We start from the raw sequence: 20,352 nt of genomic DNA, 5'->3' as shown, positions 1-20,352 counted from the left end.
GGTTCCGGGGGCGTCCGCCGGACGGAAGGGGACCCCAGCGGTCGAACTGAAGCTCCACCATGGGCCAGAATGGCGCTCGTGCCTTTCCTGCTGCTGATCGAGGACGACGACGCCATCCGCACGGCCCTCGAACTCTCGTTGTCACGCCAGGGCCACCGAGTGGCCACCGCGGCGACGGGAGAGGACGGCCTGAATCTGCTGCGCGAGCAACGGCCGGATCTGATCGTGCTGGATGTGATGCTGCCCGGGATCGACGGTTTCGAGGTGTGCCGACGCATCCGGCGCACCGATCAGCTGCCGATCATTCTGCTGACCGCGCGCAGCGACGACATCGACGTCGTGGTCGGACTGGAGTCCGGCGCGGACGACTACGTGGTGAAGCCCGTCCAGGGCCGGGTGCTCGACGCCCGTATCCGGGCCGTGCTGCGCCGTGGCGAACGCGAGTCGACCGACTCGGCGACGTTCGGCAGCGTGGTCATCGACCGGTCCGCGATGACCGTCACCAAGGACGGCGAGGACCTTCAGCTCACGCCGACCGAACTGCGGTTGCTCCTCGAACTGAGCCGCAGGCCGGGACAGGCTCTGTCCCGGCAGCAGTTGCTGCGGCTGGTGTGGGAGCACGACTACCTCGGTGACTCGCGGCTGGTGGACGCCTGTGTGCAGCGGCTGCGCGCGAAGGTGGAGGACGTGCCGTCCTCGCCGACGCTGATCCGTACCGTGCGCGGGGTGGGCTACCGGCTGGACTCGCCTCAGTGAGCGGTGTCGCGAGACGGGGGCTCCTCGCGGGGCTCCGGTGGACCAGTCTCCGGCTGCGGCTCGTCGTGGTGTTCGGGCTGGTGGCGCTGACCGCGGCGGTGTCCGCGTCGGGGATCGCGTACTGGCTGAACCGGGAGGCGGTCCTCACCCGCACCCAGGACTCGGCGCTCGGGGACTTCCGGCAGGAGATGCAGAACCGGGCTGCGTCCCTGCCCGCGTCCCCCACCAAGGACGACCTCCAGAACGCCGCCGCGCAGATGGCGAGCAGCAGCCCCGGCTACAGCGTGCTGCTGGTCGACGAGCGGGACGGCGGCAAGCCGATCGTCGGCAACTCCGATCTGGACACCTTCACGCTCGACGACGTGCCCGCCTCGCTCCAGAAGCAGGTGAACAAGAAGCACGACGTGGAGACGGGGAACAAGTACGAGTACCACCTGTTCTGGCAGCGCATCGTGATCGGCGACACGCCGTACCTGGTAGGCGGTACGAGGATCATCGGCGGCGGCCCGACCGGTTACATGCTGAAGTCGCTGGACCAGGAGCGGCAGGATCTGAACTCGCTGGCGTGGTCGCTGGGGATCGCCACCGGTCTGGCGCTGGTCGGTGCGGCGCTGCTCGCGCAGGCCGCCGCCTCGACGGTGCTGCGGCCGGTGCAGCGGCTCGGTGACGCGGCGCGCAAGCTCGGCGAGGGCAAGCTCGACACCCGGCTCGTGGTCTCCGGTACGGACGAACTCGCCGATCTCTCGCGGACGTTCAACCGGACCGCGGACTCGTTGGAGAAGAAGGTCGCGGACATGACCGCGCGGGAGGAGTCGAGCCGCCGGTTCGTCGCCGACATGTCGCACGAGCTGCGGACCCCGCTCACCGCGATCACCGCGGTCGCCGAGGTGCTGGAGGACGAGGCCGACAACCTGGACCCGATGATCGCGCCCGCCGTGCATCTGGTGGTCAGCGAGACCCGGCGGCTCAACGACCTGGTGGAGAACCTGATGGAGGTCACCCGTTTCGACGCCGGTACGGCCCGTCTGGTCCTCGACACGGTCGATGTGGCCGACCAGGTCACCGCGTGCGTCGACGCGCGGGCCTGGCTGGACGCGGTCGACCTGGACGCGGAGCGCGGCATGATGGTGCGGCTCGACCCGCGCCGGCTCGACGTCATCCTGGCGAACCTGATCGGCAACGCGCTCAAGCACGGCGGTTCGCCGGTACGGGTCGCGGTGCGGACCGAGGGGGACGAGCTGGTCATCGAGGTGCGCGACCACGGCCCCGGCATCCCCGAGGACGTCCTGCCGCACGTCTTCGACCGGTTCTACAAGGCCAGCGCCTCCCGGCCGCGTTCCGAGGGCAGCGGTCTCGGGCTGTCGATCGCCATGGAGAACGCCCACATCCACGGCGGTGACATCACGGCCGCGAACTCCCCTGACGGCGACGGCGCGGTGTTCGTCCTGCGGCTGCCGCGCGACGCCGAGGCCCTGCTGGACGGCCGGGCGTCCGACGAGGACGACGGCCCCGATGGTCCCGACGGCGACGGAACCGGTGGCGCGGGGGGCCGGGGCGACGCGACGGACCGGAATTCCCGAGGCACGGAGGGTGGCGTGTCATGAGGTGCGACGACCTAGGCGCGTCCGACGCGCACCGCATAGGCAGGGTGCGCCGGGGAGCCGTCGCGCTCGCGGGCGCGCTGGTGTGCGCGGCGCTGGCCGCCGGGTGCGGGATCAGGACGACGTCCGTGCCGGTGGACGCGGGGGCCGCGCCGTCCCGGGTGCCGTGCTCGTTGCCCGCGGACGACGTCCCGGCCCTGGGGCGGCACGGACTGCCGGTCGAGATCCAGCTGGTGTGCGCGTCGCGGCTGGTGGGCGTGGACCGTACGGTCCAGATCGACGAATCGAGGTCCGGCCGGCTGCGGATCGCACGGGCGCTGCTGGACCAGTTGCGGGCCGCGCCCTCGTCCGAGGAGCGACGGGCGGGGTTCTCCACCGACGTCCCGGCGACGCTGCGGATCGGCGAGGGCCACGAGGGCGATCCGGCGGGCACGCTGCGGCTGAGCGTCCAGCCCGAGGACCTGCCGGCCGAGGCGCTGGCGCAGATCGTGTGCACGTACGCGGACAACCAGGCGCTCGTCTCGAAGGAGACGGTGGTGCTCGGCGGTCCGGGCGACTACCCGGCGCGCGGCTATCTGTGCACGTCGGAGACGAAGACCCGGCCGGAGGCCGCGCCGACGCCCAGCACGCTGGGGCTGCCGTGAGCCCCTTGCCGGACGCACACATGGCGGTCCGGGTGCTGTCCGGCTGTTGACCCGCGCGCCGGTCCGCACAGCGTTCTGCCCGGCGTTCCGCGTGACGGTCCCCGTGCGGGCCCGCTCGCCGGGCCACACGGTGTACCGCGTCCCGGTCCCCCCACGCGGGCCCGCTCGCCGGACCGCGTGCCGGGCCCGTGGCGGTCCGCTCGCGGCCCCTCGGAACCGGCAGGCTCCCGTGCGGGTCCACACGGCATTCCGTCCGACGGTCCGCGCGCCGGTCCGCACAGCGTTCTGCCCGGCGTTCCGCGTGACGATCCCCGTGCGGGCCCGCTCGCCGGACCACACGGTGTACCGCGTCCCGGTCCCCCCACGCGGGCCCGCTCGCCGGACCGCGTGCCGGGCCCGTGGCGGTCCGCTCGCAGCCCCTCGGAATCGGCCGGACGGTGCCGGAACCGGCCGGACGCTTCCAGGACCGGCCAGGAGCCTCCGGGAGTTTCGGCCGTCCTCGCCCGTCCTCCGGGCCCGGAGTCGCGTACGTCTCCATCCGGGGCGGAGCGGAACCGTTCCCGCCGGTCGAGTCGTCTAGGGGGGCGTGCGTCAAGGTTCGGGCGGTCAGACCGTCATCCGCTTCCGCGCGGTGGGAGGATTCCTCCTCCTCGCGCATCTGCTGCTCGTCGGGTGGCTGACGCTGCGCCCGCTGGACGTGCCCTGGGTGACGGCCGCCAATCTCCGACCGTTCGCCGGGATCAGGGCGGATCTCGCCCTCGGTCCGGCCGAGGCGGTCCGCCGGATCGGTGAGGCGCTGGTGCTGCTGGCCCCCCTGGGCGTCCTGCTGCCGATGGCCGGGGGCCGCCTCTTCGTGTCCCCGTGGGCCTCGCTGGCGCGGACCGTCGCCGCGGGTGCGCTGATCTCGCTGGCCATCGAACTGGCGCAGACCGGGGTGCCGGGGCAGGTCGTCGATGTCGACTCACTGTTGCTGAACACCGTCGGGGTGACCGTCGCCCACCTGCTGTTCGTCCCGCTGGGCCGGGCATGGCTGCGCCGACGCGGACCGCGGGTCTGGCATCAGTCGGCGGAGGTGGTGGGCCACCGGCTCAGGGACGGGGTCCCTCAGGGTGCGACCCCGACGATTTCCAGGGTCGGCATCGCCCCGTAGAGCGACGCTTTGCCCCTGTTCGCGGAGTCATCATGGAGGTACGGGGAAAGCCCGTACGGGAGCACACGGAACCGCTCCCCCACCAACGGCTCGCGAAGGAGCTCACCATGGCCGCACTTGCCCGCCCCCAGCAAGGACGCATGATCGGTGGCGTGTGCGCGGCGCTGGCCCGGCGCTTCGGCACCACCCCGACGACCATGCGGATCATCTTCCTGGCCTCCTGTCTGCTGCCCGGTCCGCAGTTCCTGCTCTATCTCGGGCTGTGGATACTGCTGCCGTCCGAGAAGCGGGCGACGACCGGCGCGTGGTGACCGGGGCATGGCGACCGGCGAGTGGTGACCACTACCCGGTAACGACTGTCCGGTGACCACTACCCGGTAAAACCACTGTCCGGTGGCCACCGGACACGTCTGTGGGGCGCGCCCCCGGGCCGGGTGCGCGCCCCACAGACGTGTACCGGGCGGTGAGGGGTCAGCGACCGAGCGGGATGCCGTTGGCCGTGAGACCGCTGGTCGTCAGACCGTTGGTGGAGATACCGCCGAGCAGGCCCTTGACGGGGTCGGTGGCGTCGTTGCTCGTCTTCCGCTTTCCGGCGGTGGTGGTGCCCTTGTCGGCCTTGTTCTTCTGCTTGCCCTGGAGGAGCTTGTCGGCGGTCGCCTGGAGCGGCAGGGTCTGCGTGACCGTCTTCAGCGTGGAACCGGCCGAGCCGACGTCGATGGGCAGCGGAGCGGCGGAGGCGGTGCCTCCGGCGGCGGCGGCGAACGCGGCGCCGAGAGCGGCGGCGCCGAGAGTCCTGACAACAGACTGCTTCATGGGGAATTCATCCTTGGGGAAGGGGATGGGGGAGGCCACGCAACGTAAGCAGCCCCCGGGGCCTCCCGCAAACACACCGCACGCGGGAAAAGGCCGGAACCCGCCGTTCCGGCCTTTTCCCGCGAAGGCGCCGACTCAGTCCGTCGTGACGGAAGAACCCCTGGTCGTGGCCGTCTGCCGGAAAAGCCACTCGGACTTCAACTCGGCGTACCCGGGCTTGATGACGTCACTGATCATCGCCAGACGTTCGTCAAAAGGAATGAACGCCGACTTCATCGCATTGACGGTGAACCATTGCATGTCGTCAAGCGTGTAGTCGAAAGTCTCGACCAGGTGCTCGAACTCCCGGCTCATGCTCGTGCCACTCATCAGCCGGTTGTCCGTATTGACCGTGGCGCGGAAATGCAGTGTGCGCAGCAGTCCGATCGGGTGCTCGGCGTACGAGGCGGCTGCGCCGGTCTGGAGGTTGGACGTCGGGCAGAGCTCCAGCGGGATGCGCTTGTCGCGCACGTACGAGGCGAGCCGGCCCAGCTTCACACCGCCGTCATCGGCCACCTCGATGTCGTCGATGATGCGGACGCCGTGGCCGAGCCGGTCCGCGCCGCACCACTGGAGCGCCTGCCAGATCGACGGCAGGCCGAACGCCTCGCCCGCGTGGATGGTGAAGTGGTTGTTCTCGCGCTTCAGATACTCGAACGCGTCCAGGTGCCGGGTGGGCGGGAAGCCCGCCTCGGCGCCCGCGATGTCGAAACCGACGACGCCGAGGTCCCGGTACCGGTTGGCGAGTTCCGCGATCTCCAGGGCACGGGCGGCGTGCCGCATCGCGGTGAGGAGCGCGCCGACGCGGATGCGGTGACCGGCCGCGCGGGCCCTGCGCTCGCCCTCGCGGAAGCCCTCGTTGACCGCCTCGACGACCTCTTCGAGCGTGAGGCCCTCGGTCAGGTGCTGCTCGGGGGCGTAGCGCACCTCGGCGTACACGACACCGTCCTCGGCGAGGTCCTCGGCGCACTCGGCGGCCACCCTGACCAGCGACTCGCGGGTCTGCATGACGGCGCAGGTGTGGGCGAAGGTCTCCAGATAGCGCTCCAGCGACCCGGAGTCGGCGGCTTCCCTGAACCAGGCGCCGAGCTTGTCGGGTTCCGTCTCCGGCAGCGCGTCGTAACCGATCGCGCGGGCCAGTTCGGCGACGGTGCCCGGCCGTAGGCCGCCGTCGAGATGGTCGTGGAGAAGCACCTTGGGGGCGCGCCGGATCTGCTCCGGCCCTGGCACGTGAAGGGTCTGGCTCGTCATCTGGGCACTCTAACTCCTACGCGCGTAGAGCGCTCCTTGCCGCTGCGTAACAGTGACGGTGAAAACGGGTCGGGGACGCCCCATCTTCTGACAATGTTCTGTCATGGCACAGAGCGCACTCCCCCTGCCTGCCGCGAGGCTGGGACGGGCCGTGGGAACGGCCGGAGCACAATCCGCGGTGGGTGGCGTCGTGCTGCTGCTGCCCGACGGCTCGGCGGACTCGCACCGCCGCCCCTCCCCTCTGTCGTACGTGGCCCAGCTGCCCATGGCCCGGACCCTGGCCCGCGCGGCCCAGGACGACGGTCTCGCCGTGCACGTGGTGCGCTACCGCTGGCGCGGCTGGCACGCCGACGCCACGGACGCGGCTCCCGCGGCGGACGCCGAGTGGGCGGCGGACGAGGTGGTACGGCGCTACGGCGACGTGCCCGTCTGCCTGGCCGGTCACGGCATGGGCGGCCGGGCGGCGCTGCGGGCCGCGGGGCATCCGGCGGTCACCTCCGTGCTGGCGGTGGCCCCCTGGCTGCCCGACGACGGGGCGGCGGGCGGCGACGCGGAGCCGGTGAGACAGCTCGTCGGGCGGCGGGTGCTGATGGTGCACGGCACCACCGACACCCGGGTCGACCCGGAGCTGTCGTTCCGGCTGGCCGCGCGGGCCAAGAAGGCCAACCGGGACATCTGCCGGTTCGAGGTGCACTCGGACGGGCACGCGCTGCGCCAGCACCGCTCCGAGGTGGTGGCGCTGGCCGGTGACTTCGTACGGGGGTCGCTGTTCGGGCGGGGGTACGCGCGGCCGGTGGCGGACGCGTTCGCCGCGCCGCCGCCGCTGGGGCTGCGGATGCCGCTGGCGGCGGGGTTCGGGCGCTCACTGCGGCCATGACGGCGCCGCCCGTACGGGAGGGCAGGGCAGGGCAGGGATCTGGCGAGGACGGGCCGGGGAGGCCGGGGCCCGGCCTCCCCGCGTCAAGTGACCCGATGAGCCCGATGGCCGTCGTGACGGCTCAGGGCTCGTCATGACGGTCCGGGGCCCGCCGTGGCAGCTCAAGCTCGTCATGACCGTATGACTGCTCTCAGGTCCCGTCAGGTCCCGTCATGGCGGTTCCAGCTCGTCGCTGCCGCTCAGCGTTCGTCGTGGCGGGTCGGCGGGTAGGGGTCGCGGTCCTTCCGGGCCTGCAACTGGTCCGGGGTCATCTCACCGTTGCGCACCTCCCGGTCGATCTCCGCCTTCTCCTCCCGGTAGACGTCGGAGTCCGTGACCCCGGCCCGGGTCGGGGTGTCGGTCGCGGCCGGGACGTCGTCCGGGTCGTAGGCGTCGAGCCCGGCGTCGACCCGCTCCTGTTCCGTACGGCGGGTCAGCGCCTCGTCGTCCGGGCGCCGGGGCATCCCGCCGGGGCGGCCGTGCTGCGGGGAGCCCTGCGGTCGGTTCTCCTTGGACATCGCTTCTCCTGACGCGGTCCGGTGGACCGGCCCCGTCACGGGACCCGCCCACGTGTGTCGACGGATGGGCAACCTGCCCCTTCATCGTGGCACCGGCGGTGCCGCTCCGCCTCCGGGTGCCCGTGCGCCCCGGGCGGTATGCGTCAGTCGGGCAGCAGATGTCCCCGCCGCGACAGCAGGAACCGTTTGAACGCGGCCACCGGAGCCGTGTCCGGGTGTCCGTCGAGCCACGCCACCCCTATCTCGCGGACCGCGCGCGGAGCCGTCACCGTCAGCTCGACGACTCCCGGGCGGGCCACCGCGGGCGGTGGCAGCAGCGCCACCCCGAGGCCGGCCGCGACCAGGCCGCGCAGGGTCTCCGCCTCCTCCCCCTCGAACGCGACACGCGGCCGGAAGCCGGCCTGCGCGCACAGGTCGTCGGTGATCCGCCGGAGGCCGTACCCCGGCTCCAGCGTCACGAACGCCTCCTCGGCGGCCTCCGCCAGCCTGACCCTCTTGCGGCCCGCCAGCCGGTGGTCGTCCGGGACGACCAGTCGCAGCCGCTGCTCGTCGAGGCGGCGGGCGACCAGATCGGGGGCGTCCGGCACGGGCGAGGTCAGACAGAGGTCGAGGCCACCCGCCCGGAGGCGTTCGATCATCGCCTCGCCGTAGTTCTGCACGAGCTGGAAGCGGACCCGGGGGTGGTCGGCGCGGAAGGCGCGGATCAGAGCGGGCACGGTCTCCGAACCCATGGTGTGCAGAAAGCCGAAGGAGACCCGGCCCGTGGCGGGGTCGGCGTCGGCGCGTACCGAGTCGGCGGCCTTCTCCACCTCGGTCAGGGCCCGTTCGGCGGAGCCCAGGAAGGTGCGTCCCGCCGGGGTGAGGGAGACGGTACGGCCCTTGCGGGCGAACAGCGCGACGCCCAGGTCCTGTTCGAGCCTGACCATGGCCCGCGACAGCGTCGACTGCGGTACGCCCAGCTCGTGCGCGGCCCGGGTGACGTGCTCGTGCCGGGCCACCGCCTCGAAGTACGCCAGCCGGGGCGCGAGTACCGCGCGAATGTCTTCTTCGTAACTACTCGGTGACAGCCGAGGCTGTGAGCTGCGTTCATGCGCCATGGGAACGATTATGACGAGTCCGTGCATTGGACGCATGAAACCGATCAGCCTACTTTCGACCCATGTCTCCTGCCAGTACCGAGGCGTCCATCCGCACGGTGGACGCCGCAGCCCCGCCGTCGTACCCGCACTCCCCGACCGGTCTGCCGGACCGTCTCGAACCCGGCCGCCCCGGCTACCGCCGGATGAGCTTCGCGCTCTTCGCCTCCGGTGTCGCGACCTTCGCGCTGCTCTACTCCACCCAGGCCCTACTGCCCGCCGTCTCCGCCGAGTTCGGCGCCACGGCCGGACAGGCGTCCTGGACGGTGTCCGCCGCGACCGGTGCGCTGGCCCTCTGTGTGCTGCCGCTGAGCGCGCTCTCGGAGCGCTTCGGGCGGCGGCAGCTGATGACCGCCTCACTGACGGTGGCCGTGCTGGTCGGACTGCTCGTCCCGTTCGCACCCTCGCTCGGCTGGCTGATCGCGCTGCGCGCCGTGCAGGGCGCCGCCCTCGCCGGACTTCCCGCGTCCGCGATGGCGTACCTGGCCGAGGAGGTGCGCCCCAAGTCGCTGGTCGCCGCGATCGGCCTGTTCGTGGCGGGCAACAGCATCGGCGGCATGAGCGGACGCGTCCTCACCGGCTGGGTCGCCCAGCTGTGGGGCTGGCGGATGGCGCTCGGCGCGGTCGGCGCGCTGGCCGCGGTGTGCGCGGTCGTCTTCCACCTGATGATCCCGAGGGCCCGGCACTTCACCCCCGGCTCGCTGAACCCGAAGGCACTGGCGAGGACCGTCGGCGGGCACCTCGCCGATCCGCTGCTGCGCAGGCTGTACGGGATCGGCGCGCTGTTCATGACGGTGTTCGGCGCGGTCTACACCGTGATCGGCTACCGCCTCGTCGAGGAACCGTTCAGTCTGCCGCAGGGAGTCGTCGGCTCGATCTTCCTGGTCTATCTGGTCGGTACGGTCTCCTCGGCCGCCGCGGGCCGGCTGGTCGCCCGGCTCGGCCGCCGGGGCGCGCTCTACCTCGCCGTCTCCACCACCGCCGCCGGTCTGCTCCTCTCGCTCGCCGACCGATTGGCCGCGGTGCTGCTCGGACTGGTCCTGATCACGGCGGGATTCTTTGCCGGGCACGCGGTCGCCTCGTCGTCCGTGAGCCGCACGGCCACCACCGGACGCGCCCAGGCATCGGCGCTCTACCAGTCCGCGTACTACCTCGGCAGCAGCGCGGGCGGCACGCTCGGCGCGGTCGCCTTCCACGCCGGAGGGTGGGCGGCGACGGTGGCCCTCGGACTGCTGGCGGTCCTCGGCGTCGTCTCGATCACGGTGTACGGGTCGAAGTGCGCCCGCGCGCAGCGGCGGGTGGCGTCCGCCATGGCCGCCCATCCCGCGCGGGCCGTGCGCCCCTGAGAACCCGGTCCGCGCGGAGCCGTACGGGCCCGCGCGGACCGGTGCGCGGCGCGGAGCCGTACAGCCGCGCCGCCGTACGGCCGTACCGAACCGAGACGTACACCCGCACAACCGCCGCTCCCCGGCACGTGTCTAGTGACATGACCGGCAATGTTTGCCCGAAGGAGCGTCGTCCGGTGCGTGCGATCGCAAGGCGGCCGGAAGTCCTGGAGGGGGCCCTCCCTGGTCCTCAAGACCTTGGGGGAGCTACCAGGGCTTTCGGCCAACGCGGCGAGGATGGAGCCACCCCTGGTCGAGCGAAGCCGAGAGCTCGGGGAAGTGCTGGGCGGCGCGACGGGGCAAAGCCTGCCGGGAGCGGCACGAGCACGCGTAATCAACAACGCAGCGTACGCGAAGGGGAGTTGGCATATGCGCATAGGTAGGAAGCTCAGGGCCTCGCGGGGCGGGCGGGGCCTCGCCCTGGCCGCCGCGGGGCTGCTGATCCCGCCGGCCGTCGTGCTGGGCAGCGGCACGTCCGCGCAGGCGGCGACGGGCTGCACGACATCGACCGGCCCGTACCAGGCCAGGGTGGAGAAGTTCCTGAACCGTCCGGCCGACGGCAGGCAGTCGGCCGCCGACTGCAAGGCGATCCAGGCGTTCCAGCGGGCCCACGGGATCACCCCCACCATCGGTTACGCGGGGGAGATCACCTGGCGCACCATGAACACGATGCTCGCCCAGAAGGCGGCCGGGAAGAACCCGAACAAGGCGAAGAAGTGCCCCACGAACAAGGGCCGGATCGCCTGCGTGGACCTGACCCGCCAGCTGAGCTGGGTCCAGGACGGCGCCAAGCTGAAGTTCGGTCCGGTGCCGGTGCGGACCGGGCGGGACGGGGCGGAGACGCGTACCGGCGCGAAGAAGGTCTATCTGCGGCACATCAACCACTGGTCGACGCTCTACAAGGTGTGGATGCCGTACGCGCAGTTCTTCGACGGCGGCCAGGCGTTCCACTCCGTCACGAAGAGCATGTACAACCCGCCGGGGTCCGGTGGCTGCGTCAACATGCGCGCCGCGGACGCGAAGACGTACTGGAACCTGCTGCGCAACGGCGACGACGTGTACGTGTACGGGCGCAAGCCGGGGACGTGAGCGGATGACGGAAGCCTGACCGCCTGAACCGCGCCCGTCCGGCGGAAACGGTCCGTCCGGACGGGCGAACCGTTTCCGGGCGGGCCGTTCCCGGGCGGGCCGTTCCCGCCGGGCGTCCGCTACGCGATGCGTTCGCGCACCACCGGGGCGGCCCGGAACTCCGTGCCCGCCGGCGCGATGTCGTACGAGCCCTCCACGGCCTTCAGCGCGTACGCGAACTTCTCCGGGGTGTCCGTGTGCAGGGTCAGCAGCGGCGCGCCCTCGGTCACCTGGTCACCCGGCTTGGCGTGCAGTTCCACGCCCGCGCCGGCCTGGACCGGGTCCTCCTTGCGGGCCCGGCCCGCGCCCAGGCGCCAGGCGGCGGCGCCGATGTCGTACGCGTCGAGGCGGGTCAGCACGCCCGAGGCGGACGCGGTCACCACGTGCTGCTCGCGGGCGACCGGCAGCGGGGCGTCCGGGGCGCCGCCCTGCGCCGAGATCATCCGGCGCCAGACGTCCATCGCCGAACCGTCCGCAAGGGCCTTCTCCGGGTCGGCGTCCTTCAGCCCGGCCGCGTCGAGCATTTCGCGGGCGAGGGCCAGGGTCAGCTCGACGACGTCCTTCGGGCCGCCGCCCGCCAGCACCTCGACGGATTCGCGGACCTCCAGGGCGTTGCCCGCGGTGAGTCCGAGCGGGGTGGCCATGTCGGTGAGCAGCGCCACCGTGCGCACTCCGCTGTCGGTGCCCAGCGCGACCATGGTGGAGGCGAGTTCGCGGGCGTCGTCCAGGGTCTTCATGAAGGCGCCGGAGCCGACCTTGACGTCCAGGACGAGTGCCCCGGTGCCCTCGGCGATCTTCTTCGACATGATCGAGCTGGCGATGAGCGGGATGGCCTCGACGGTGCCGGTGACGTCGCGGAGCGCGTACAGCTTCTTGTCGGCGGGGGCCAGCCCGTCGCCCGCCGCGCAGATCACCGCGCCCGTGCTGTCCAGGACGTCCAGCATCTCGGCGTTCGACAGATGGGCGCGCCAGCCGGGGATGGACTCCAGCTTGTCGAGGGTGCCCCCGGTGTGGCCGAGGCCGCGCCCGCTGAGCTGCGGCACGGCGGCCCCGCAGGCCGCGACCAGCGGGGCGAGCGGCAGGGTGATCTTGTCGCCGACACCGCCCGTGGAGTGCTTGTCGGTGGTGGGCCGGGAGAGCGCGGCGAAGTCCATCCGCTCACCGGAGGCGATCATCGCGGCGGTCCAGCGGGCGATCTCGGTACGGTTCATGCCGTTCAGCAGGATCGCCATGGCCAGCGCGGACATCTGCTCGTCGGCGACCTCGCCGCGGGTGTACGCGTCGATGACCCAGTCGATCTGCTCGGGGGTCAGCTCGCCTCGGTCCCGCTTGGTGCGGATGACGGAGATGGCGTCCATGGGAGTCCTTCCGGCCGGTGTGTGCGGCAGAGTCCTCGATGACTCTACGCGCATAGAGGGTACGGACCGCCGTGGCCCTCCCGGGATGGGGAGGGCCACGGCGGTCCGGTGGTGACCACGGGGTTCCGTTACGCGAGGTGCCGGGGTCCGAACGCCTGCGGCAGCATCTCGTCGAGCGTGCGGAAGCCGTCCGGGGTGTCCAGGACGAGCTCGGGCCCGCCGAACTCGTACAGCAGTTGTCTGCACCGCCCGCACGGGACCAGGATCTCGCCCGCCCCGTCCACACAGGTGAAGTGCGTCAGCCGGCCGCCGCCGGTCGCGTGCAGCTGGGAGACGAGGCCGCACTCGGCGCACAGCCCGATGCCGTACGAGGCGTTCTCGACGTTGCATCCGGCCACCGTACGGCCGTCGTCGGCGCGGGCGGCGGCGCCGACCGGGTAGCGGGAGTACGGCACGTACGCCCGCTTCATGATGTCCCGCGCGGCGGCGCGCAGGGCGCCCCAGTCGACGCCGGGGACGGCGGACACGACGGGTGGCGGCGTCATTTGCCCTGGCCCTTGCGGTAGGTGAGGCCGTCCGCCTTCGGCATCCGCAGCCGTTGCGCGGAGAGCGAGAGGACGAGCAGCGTCGTGACGTACGGGGCCGCGTCGACGAACTGGCTGGGCACCTGGTCCGTCAGCGCGTACCAGGTGAAGAGGAGCGCGGAGACCGCGGCCGACACGACCGCCGCCACGTACTTCTTCCGGTACAGCTGCCAGAACACGACCAGGACCAGCAGGATCGCGAGGAGCAGCAGCATGGCGTGGACGTTCTCGGCGCCGCCGCGCAGCTTCAGGCTGTCGGTGAAGCCGAAGAGTCCGGCGCCGAGGGCCATTCCGCCGGGCATCCAGTTGCCGAAGATCATCGCGGCGAGGCCGATGTAGCCGCGCCCGCCGGTCTGGCCCTCCTGGTAGATGCCGGTCGCGACGATCGCGAGGAAGGCGCCGGCGAGTCCGGCGAGTCCGCCGGAGACGGTGACGGCGATGTACTTGTACCGGTAGACGTTGACGCCGAGCGATTCGGCGGCCACCGGGTTCTCGCCGCAGGAGCGCAGCCGCAGTCCGAAGGCCGTGCGCCACAGCAGCCACCAGGTGCCCGGGATCAGCAGCAGGGCCACGACGGTCAGCAGCGAGATGCCGGTGACCAGGCCGCCGACGATCCCGGCGATGTCGGAGACCAGGAACCAGTGCCGTTGCTGGAGGTCCTGCATCCAGTCGGAGAGTCCCGGAACGGTGATCTTGGTGATCTGGTCGATGTGCGGGGACTGCTTGGAGGAGCCCCCCTCGACGCCGTCGAAGGCGAAGTTGGAGAGGTAGCGGGTGACGCCGACCGCGAGGATGTTGATGGCCACACCGGAGACGATGTGGTTGACGCCGAACGTGATGGTGACGACGGCGTGCAGCAGCCCGCCGAGCGCGCCGCCGATGATGCCGAACAGCACCCCCATCCACGGGCCCCACTGGAAGCCCGCCCAGGCACCGAACCAGGTGCCCAGGACCATCATGCCCTCAAGGCCGATGTTGACGACGCCCGCCCGCTCGGCCCACAGGCCGCCGAGCCCGGCCAGTCCGATCGGGACGGCCAGTTCCAGCGCGCCCGCGACCTGCCCGACGGAGGTCACGTCGTCGGCGCCGCTGACCAGCCGGACCAGGGAGACCAGCGCGAGGGCGCCCGCGATGACCAGCAGGACGACCGGCAGGGTGAGCTTGCGGCGTCCGCCGCTCTTCTTGGGGGCGACGCCCGTCGCGGAGACTTTGCTCGTGCTCACAGTGCGGCCTCCTTCTCGGTCGTGAGGGCGCGCCCGGCGGCGAGTTCCTCGCCGACCTTCTGCTGCTGGCGGCGGAGTCCGTAACGGCGGACGAGTTCGTAGCTGACGACGACCGAGATCACGATCAGCCCCTGCATGATCGTGGCGATCTCCTTCTCGTAACCGAACTGGTCGAGAGAGGCCGACGACTTGTCCAGGAAGGCGACCAGCAGCGCGCTGAAGGCGATGCCGAGCGGGTTGTTCCGGCCGAGCAGGGCGATGGTGATGCCGGTGAAGCCGATACCGGTGGGGAAGTCGAGGCTGTAGGTGTGGGTGTCACCGAGGAGCGTCGGCATTCCGGCGAGCCCGGCGACCGCCCCGGAGATGAGCATCGAGGTGAGGACCATCTTCTTGGCGTCCACACCGGACGACTGGGCGGCGCTCTCGCTCGCGCCCGTGGCCCGCAGGTCGAAGCCGAACCGGGTGCGGTTCAGCACGAACCAGTAGATGACGCCGCAGGCCGCGGCGACGAACGTGAAACCGTAGATCTCACCGGCCTCGGCGCCCATGGACAGGCCGGGGAACCAGCCGGACTCCGGGATGTCACCGGTCGTCAGGTTGTTGGACCCGGCGGGCTGCACACCGAAGTTCTTGGGCAGGATGAGCCACGCGACCAGCGCGGTGGCGATGGAGTTGAGCATGATCGTCGAGACGACCTCGCTCACTCCCCTGGTCGTCTTGAGGAAGCCCGCGATGCCCGACCAGAAGGCCCCGACCAGCATCGCCACGATCACGATCACCGCGATCTGGAGCGGCCCGGGGAGATCGACGGCCGCGCCGACCAGCGCGGCCATCATGGCGGCGAGCCGGTACTGGCCGTCGACCCCGATGTTGAAGAGGTTCATCCGGAACCCGATGGCGACCGCGAGGGCGGCGAGGTAGTACGTACCGGCCTGATTGACGATCAGCACCTGTACATCGGTGTACGACGCCGACTCGAACATCAGCCGGTATGGCTCGAAGGGGCTCTTGCCCGAGGCGAGCAGCACCACCGAGGTGAGCGCGACGGCGACGACCAGGGCGAGGACCGGGCCCGCGAGGGCCAGGATCAGCCGGTCCTTGTCGAACTTCTTCATCGGGCCTCGTCCTCCGGAGCCGCTTCGAGGTGACCGGTGGCGGCGCCGGTCATGGCCGAGCCCAGTTCCTCCGGGGTGATGGTGGCGGGGTCGGCGTCCGCCACGAGCCGTCCCCGGTACATGACGCGCAGGGTGTCGGAGAGGCCGATCAGCTCGTCGAGGTCGGCGGAGATCAGCAGCACCGCCAGTCCCTCGCGGCGCGCCTCGCGGATCTGGTCCCAGATCTGCGCCTGGGCGCCGACGTCCACGCCCCGGGTGGGGTGGGCGGCGATCAGCAGTTTCGGGGTGTGGCTCATCTCGCGGCCGACGATCAGCTTCTGCTGGTTCCCGCCGGAGAGCGAGGCGGCGGTGACGTCGATGCCGGGGGTACGGACGTCGTACTCGCGCACGATCCGCTCGGTGTCGGCGCGGGCCGCCTTGATGTCGAGCAGGCCACCCCGGCTGTTGGGCCGTTCGGTGACATGGCCGAGGATGCGGTTCTCCCAGAGCGGGGCCTCCAGCAGCACACCGTGCCGGTGCCGGTCCTCGGGGATGTAACCGATGCCGCTCTCGCGGCGCTTGCGGGTGGGGGTCTGCGAAAGGTCGTCCGCGTCCAGCCGGATCGTCCCGCCGTCGACCCGGCGCATGCCCATCAGCACCTCGATCAGCTCGGTCTGGCCGTTGCCCTCGACCCCGGCGATGCCCAGCACCTCGCCCTTGTGGATGGTGAGGTCGATGCCCGCCAGGACGTCACGCACGGAGCCGTCGGGGTCGGCCGCGGTGAGCGTCAGGCCCTCGACCCGGAGCATCGGGACGTCCGTCACGGTGGACTCCCGGGTCTCCGGGGAGGGCAGTTCGCTGCCGACCATCAGCTCGGCGAGCTGCCGGGTGGTGGTGTCGGCCGGGTCGGCGGTGCCGACGGTCGTGCCGCGCCGGATCACCGTGATGTCGTCGGCGACCGACAGCACCTCGCCCAGTTTGTGCGAGATGAAGATGACGGTGAGGCCCTCGGCCTTCAGCTCACGCAGGTTGTCGAAGAGCGCGTCGACCTCCTGCGGGACGAGCACGGCGGTCGGCTCGTCCAGGATGAGGATGCGGGCGCCACGGTAGAGGACCTTCAGGATCTCCACCCGCTGGCGGTCGGCGACGCCCAGTTCCTCGACGAGGGCGTCGGGCCGCACCCCCAGCCCGTACGCGTCGGAGATCTCCTCGATCTTCCGGCGCGCGCCGGCGCCGATGCCGTGCGCCTTCTCACCGCCGAGGACGACGTTCTCCAGGACGGTGAAGTTGTCGGCGAGCATGAAGTGCTGGTGCACCATGCCGATGCCGCGGGCGATGGCGTCGGCGGGGCTGCCGAACACCGCCTCGGCGCCGTCGACCGTGATGGTGCCCTCGTCCGGCTTCTGCATGCCGTAGAGGATCTTCATCAAGGTGGACTTGCCCGCACCGTTCTCACCGACGAGGGCGTGGACCGTGCCCTTCCGGATGGTGATGTCGATGCCGTGGTTGGCGACGACCCCGGGGAAGCGCTTGGTGATGCCGCGCAGTTCTACTGCGGGGGGACTGCTGGACGCGTTGATGACGCACTCTCCTTGACCGGAAAGGAGCGGAGGGGGGCGGGCGGGGGTGAAGCTATCGCGCCGATGGGCGGTCTACACGCGTAGTGCCGAGAAGTCTTGAAGTACGCGCACATCAGGGCCCCGAACACTCGCTCCTGGACCATGGACCCGTGCGCCGCTCGCTCGTGGATCTGCGCGGGAAGGGCGCCGCGCGGGGCGGGTCCTGTTCGCGGGACACCCGGTGGCCCGGAGCGGCGGCAGCGCGCTCCGGGCCGGTGGGAAACCAGTCGTACGACCGGACCGTTACGGAGTGGTCCGAACGGTGATCTTGCCGTCGATGATGCTCTTCTTGGCCTTGTCGACCGCGGCGGTGACGTCGGTCAGCTTGCCGTACGCCGGGTTGGAGGCGGCCAGGCCGACCCCGTCCTTGTCCAGGCCGTACCGGATCTCACCGGACTGCGGCTTGCCGTCCTTGACCGACTTGATCAGCTCGAAGACGGAGTCCGCCACGTCCTTGGTGACCGAGGTCAGGATCTGGCCCTTGTACGCCGCGAGGCCCTTCTGGTTGTACTGGTCCGAGTCGACGCCGATGGCCCACTTGCCCGCCTTCGCGGTGGCCTCGATCGAACCCATGCCCGCGAGACCGGCCGCCGAGTAGACGACGTCGGCCTTCTTGTCGAGCTGACCCTGCGCGGCGGCCTTGCCGAGGTCGGGCTTGGAGAAGCCGTCGAAGTTCGGCGGCTGGGTGAGGTACTGGGAGAGCACCTTCACCGACGGGTCGGTTTCCTTGGCGCCCTGCTCGAAGCCCGCCTGGAACTTCTTGATCAGGGGGGTCTCGACACCACCGATGAAGCCGACGGTCTTGGTCTTGGTGACCTTGGCGGCGGCGACGCCGGCGAGGTAGGAACCCTGCTCCTCGTTGAAGACGAGGTTGGCGATGTTCTTACCGGTCACCGAGGAGTCGTCGATGATGCCGAAGGTCGTCTTCGGGAACTTCGGCGCGACCTTCTTGATGGCGGTCGCGTAGACGAAGCCGACGCCGATCACCGGGTTGTTGCCGGCCCGCGCCAGCTCGGTGAGCCGCTGGACCTTGTCGGCGTCCGCCTCGCCGTCGGAGGGCTCCGCCTCGGTGCCCTTGACGCCGAGGTCCTTGTTGGCCTTGGCCAGTCCCGCGTAGGCGGCGTCGTTGAACGACTGGTCGCCGCGCCCGCCGATGTCGTACGCGAGGGCGACCTTGCCGTCCTTGGAGTCGGAACCGGCTTCCGACGATGATTTTCCGCCACATGCGGTGGCACTGAGGGCCAGCGCCGCTGACGCGATGCCCACAGTGGCAATCCTGGTGATCCGGCGCAAGGGAAGGCTCCTTCAAACCTGACCGAAGCGCCTCTTCCGGCGCTGGTTTCGCGGCGATCGTAACGCGCGTAGATGTCAGATAAAGCCCTGTACGGAAGCCGTTATCGGATCGTCGTGAACGGCGGGCGACCTGTCCGGCTACGCCCGGTTGCCGTCGCCCGTCGCCCCAGGGCCCCGGGCCCCGACCGGGGCCGGTCCGACGGCGCGGACACGGGGCACGCGGGCCGGCACGATCCGGACGAAAGGCCATCCGGTACGCGGTTGGCCGGACGCGGTTGGTGCCCGGGGAATGCCCCGTACCCGGATACCGCCCGGACGAAGGGCTCGTACCCGCGGAGGGCGTCCGGACGAAGGGCCCTGTCCGCGGTCACCTCCGGACAGGCCCTGTCGGCGATTGCCGTCCGGCACGGAGGCGCTATACGCGATCGCCGTCGGGACGAAGGCTCTGCACGCGATCGCCGTCCGGAAGAAGGCCCTGTACGCGATCGCCGTCCAGCAGCGCCGCGGCCGTGAACAGCTCCACACCCACCGTGATCGCCTCCTCGTCCGCGTCGAAGTCCCCCCGGTGCAGATCCAGCCGGGCGGTGTCGCCCGGGGTCCGCACACCGAGCCGGGCCATCGCGCCGGGCACCCGCTCCAGGTACCAGGAGAAGTCCTCGCCGCCGAGGCTCTGCTCGGTGTCCTCGATCGACTCCGCGCCCCGCCGCGCCGACATCGCGGCGCCGAGCAGATCGATCACCGCGGCGTCGTTCACGACCGGCGGGACCCCGCGGACGTAGTCGATCACCGTCTTGGCCCGGTACATCCCGGCGACCTCGTCGACGGCCGCGTGCACCAGGTCGGGCGCCTCGCGCCAGGTGGTGAGGTCCAGGCAGCGGACCGTGCCGGACAGTTCGGCGTGCTGCGGGATGACATTGGGGGCGTGGCCGGTCTGGAGCCGCCCCCAGGTGACGGCGAGCCCGGAGCGGGCGTCGACCCGGCGCGCGAGCAGCGCGGGCACCTCGGTGGCCACCTTGGCGACGGCGGTGACGAGGTCGGTGGTCAGATGGGGGCGCGCGGTGTGGCCGCCCGCCCCGTCGAGGGTGATGTCCACCCGGTCGCAGGCGGAGGTGATCGCGCCGACCCGCAGCCCGATCCGGCCGACGTCGACCTTCGGGTCGCAGTGCACTCCGATGATCCGACCGACCCCGTCGAGCACCCCGGCCCCGATGGCGTCGGCCGCGCCGCCGGGCAGCACCTCCTCGGCCGGCTGGAACAGCAGCCGTACGGGGCCCGGAAGCAGCCCCTGCCGGTCGAGCTCGGCGAGGACGAGCCCGGCGCCGAGCACGGCGGTGGTGTGGACGTCGTGTCCGCAGGCGTGCGCCCGGTCGGGGACGGTGGAGCGGTACGGGACGCCCGACTTGGTGTCCGGAATCGGCAGGGCGTCGATGTCCGCGCGCAGGGCGAGCATCGGACGGCGGTCGCCGTCGCGCCGGCCGACGTCACAGATCAGTCCGGTGCCGGTGGGCAGGACGCGTGGTTCGAGTCCCGCCTTCTCCAGCCTGGCCTTGAGCGCGGCGGTGGTACGGAATTCCTGATTCCCCAGCTCGGGGTGCATGTGCAGGTCGCGCCGGAAGGCGACCAGCTCCACGCGCAGGGGCTCGGGCAGGGTGCCGGGCAGCGCCGTATCGTCGGGCAGGTCGGCATCGGGATCTCGGGACATCAACTGGTTCACCCGTTCAAGGGTAGGGCGCTACCCCCTTCAACTGGCCATGAAACAGGAAAACTTCAGCCACACAGGGGAACAGCGCCGATTCCGGGGTCCGCGCGGGCCGGACAGCGGCCTCAACACCCTTCGCCGGAGG

19 protein-coding genes are annotated in these 20,352 nt (G+C 71.3%); 8 read left to right on the top strand and 11 right to left on the bottom strand.

Annotation, left to right across the window (positions count from 1 at the left end):
* The first annotated feature begins 78 nt into the window (after positions 1 to 78).
* The 5 genes from afsQ1 (at position 79) to PZB75_RS20540 (ending at position 4,462) form a co-directional block, all read left to right on the top strand.
* Positions 79 to 756 (top strand): two-component system response regulator AfsQ1, encoded by a 678-nt coding sequence (gene afsQ1 / locus PZB75_RS20560; RefSeq protein WP_275538791.1) that lies wholly within the window; start codon positions 79 to 81, stop codon positions 754 to 756.
* Positions 753 to 2,360, top strand: a complete 1,608-nt coding sequence (locus PZB75_RS20555) for a HAMP domain-containing sensor histidine kinase (protein ID WP_275536758.1) — start codon at positions 753 to 755, stop codon at positions 2,358 to 2,360. The genes afsQ1 and PZB75_RS20555 overlap by 4 nt, the downstream gene beginning before the upstream one ends.
* Complete coding sequence (locus PZB75_RS20550; RefSeq protein ID WP_275536757.1) at positions 2,357 to 3,001, top strand: hypothetical protein; 645 nt, start codon at positions 2,357 to 2,359, stop codon at positions 2,999 to 3,001. The genes PZB75_RS20555 and PZB75_RS20550 overlap by 4 nt, the downstream gene beginning before the upstream one ends.
* Positions 3,002 to 3,587: 586 nt before the next feature.
* Positions 3,588 to 4,151 carry a VanZ family protein gene (locus PZB75_RS20545; protein ID WP_275536756.1) on the top strand — a complete coding sequence of 188 codons (564 nt, stop codon included), beginning with the start codon at positions 3,588 to 3,590 and terminating at the stop codon, positions 4,149 to 4,151.
* Between the two features lie 107 nt (positions 4,152 to 4,258).
* Entirely contained in the window at positions 4,259 to 4,462 is a 204-nt protein-coding gene (locus PZB75_RS20540) for a PspC domain-containing protein (RefSeq protein WP_275538790.1), read from the top strand.
* A gap of 160 nt (positions 4,463 to 4,622) precedes the next feature.
* Here the strand turns inward: PZB75_RS20540 and PZB75_RS20535 are convergent, their stop codons facing one another.
* Positions 4,623 to 4,964 carry a hypothetical protein gene (locus tag PZB75_RS20535; protein ID WP_275536755.1) on the bottom strand — a complete coding sequence of 114 codons (342 nt, stop codon included), beginning with the start codon at positions 4,962 to 4,964 and terminating at the stop codon, positions 4,623 to 4,625.
* 135 nt (positions 4,965 to 5,099) lie between these two features.
* Positions 5,100 to 6,254, bottom strand: a complete 1,155-nt coding sequence (locus tag PZB75_RS20530; RefSeq protein WP_275536754.1) for an adenosine deaminase — start codon at positions 6,252 to 6,254, stop codon at positions 5,100 to 5,102.
* Between the two features lie 103 nt (positions 6,255 to 6,357).
* Here PZB75_RS20530 and PZB75_RS20525 point away from each other — a divergent pair, with 103 nt between their 5' ends.
* The gene (locus PZB75_RS20525) at positions 6,358 to 7,131 is read left to right on the top strand and encodes an alpha/beta hydrolase (protein WP_275536753.1); all 774 of its coding nucleotides are present in this window, start codon (positions 6,358 to 6,360) and stop codon (positions 7,129 to 7,131) included.
* 239 nt (positions 7,132 to 7,370) lie between these two features.
* Here the strand turns inward: PZB75_RS20525 and PZB75_RS20520 are convergent, their stop codons facing one another.
* Together PZB75_RS20520 and PZB75_RS20515 are read right to left on the bottom strand one after the other, a co-directional pair.
* Positions 7,371 to 7,688 carry a DEAD/DEAH box helicase gene (locus PZB75_RS20520; protein WP_275536752.1) on the bottom strand — a complete coding sequence of 106 codons (318 nt, stop codon included), beginning with the start codon at positions 7,686 to 7,688 and terminating at the stop codon, positions 7,371 to 7,373.
* A gap of 143 nt (positions 7,689 to 7,831) precedes the next feature.
* A complete protein-coding gene (locus PZB75_RS20515) occupies positions 7,832 to 8,785 on the bottom strand; it encodes a LysR family transcriptional regulator (RefSeq protein ID WP_275536751.1) in 954 nt (317 codons plus the stop codon).
* 62 nt (positions 8,786 to 8,847) lie between these two features.
* Here PZB75_RS20515 and PZB75_RS20510 point away from each other — a divergent pair, with 62 nt between their 5' ends.
* Together PZB75_RS20510 and PZB75_RS20505 are read left to right on the top strand one after the other, a co-directional pair.
* The gene (locus tag PZB75_RS20510; protein ID WP_275536750.1) at positions 8,848 to 10,170 is read left to right on the top strand and encodes an MFS transporter; all 1,323 of its coding nucleotides are present in this window, start codon (positions 8,848 to 8,850) and stop codon (positions 10,168 to 10,170) included.
* 408 nt (positions 10,171 to 10,578) lie between these two features.
* Complete coding sequence (locus tag PZB75_RS20505; protein ID WP_275536749.1) at positions 10,579 to 11,298, top strand: L,D-transpeptidase; 720 nt, start codon at positions 10,579 to 10,581, stop codon at positions 11,296 to 11,298.
* A gap of 119 nt (positions 11,299 to 11,417) precedes the next feature.
* Here PZB75_RS20505 and PZB75_RS20500 read toward each other — a convergent pair whose 3' ends face one another.
* The 7 genes from PZB75_RS20500 to PZB75_RS20470 all read right to left on the bottom strand — a co-directional run bounded on the left by PZB75_RS20500 (position 11,418) and on the right by PZB75_RS20470 (position 20,210).
* Positions 11,418 to 12,695: a thymidine phosphorylase gene (locus tag PZB75_RS20500; RefSeq protein ID WP_275536748.1), complete on the bottom strand. Its 1,278-nt coding sequence runs from the start codon at positions 12,693 to 12,695 to the stop codon at positions 11,418 to 11,420.
* A gap of 128 nt (positions 12,696 to 12,823) precedes the next feature.
* The gene (locus PZB75_RS20495; RefSeq protein WP_275536747.1) at positions 12,824 to 13,240 is read right to left on the bottom strand and encodes a cytidine deaminase; all 417 of its coding nucleotides are present in this window, start codon (positions 13,238 to 13,240) and stop codon (positions 12,824 to 12,826) included.
* Positions 13,237 to 14,502, bottom strand: coding sequence for an ABC transporter permease (locus tag PZB75_RS20490; protein ID WP_275536746.1), 1,266 nt, complete (start codon positions 14,500 to 14,502; stop codon positions 13,237 to 13,239). The genes PZB75_RS20495 and PZB75_RS20490 overlap by 4 nt, the downstream gene beginning before the upstream one ends.
* A complete protein-coding gene (locus PZB75_RS20485; protein WP_275536745.1) occupies positions 14,499 to 15,617 on the bottom strand; it encodes an ABC transporter permease in 1,119 nt (372 codons plus the stop codon). Before PZB75_RS20485 ends, PZB75_RS20490 begins: the two co-directional genes overlap by 4 nt.
* Complete coding sequence (locus PZB75_RS20480) at positions 15,614 to 17,176, bottom strand: ABC transporter ATP-binding protein (RefSeq protein ID WP_275538789.1); 1,563 nt, start codon at positions 17,174 to 17,176, stop codon at positions 15,614 to 15,616. The genes PZB75_RS20485 and PZB75_RS20480 overlap by 4 nt, the downstream gene beginning before the upstream one ends.
* Positions 17,177 to 17,458: 282 nt before the next feature.
* The gene (locus PZB75_RS20475) at positions 17,459 to 18,508 is read right to left on the bottom strand and encodes a BMP family ABC transporter substrate-binding protein (RefSeq protein ID WP_275536744.1); all 1,050 of its coding nucleotides are present in this window, start codon (positions 18,506 to 18,508) and stop codon (positions 17,459 to 17,461) included.
* 415 nt (positions 18,509 to 18,923) lie between these two features.
* The gene (locus PZB75_RS20470) at positions 18,924 to 20,210 is read right to left on the bottom strand and encodes an amidohydrolase (protein ID WP_275538788.1); all 1,287 of its coding nucleotides are present in this window, start codon (positions 20,208 to 20,210) and stop codon (positions 18,924 to 18,926) included.
* Between the last annotated feature and the right edge of the window lie 142 nt (positions 20,211 to 20,352).

Origin of the sequence: Streptomyces sp. AM 4-1-1 (genome assembly GCF_029167625.1) — a bacterium.
In the GTDB taxonomy this organism is placed as follows: domain Bacteria; phylum Actinomycetota; class Actinomycetes; order Streptomycetales; family Streptomycetaceae; genus Streptomyces.
This window is presented reverse-complemented; position numbering and strand designations above follow the sequence as displayed.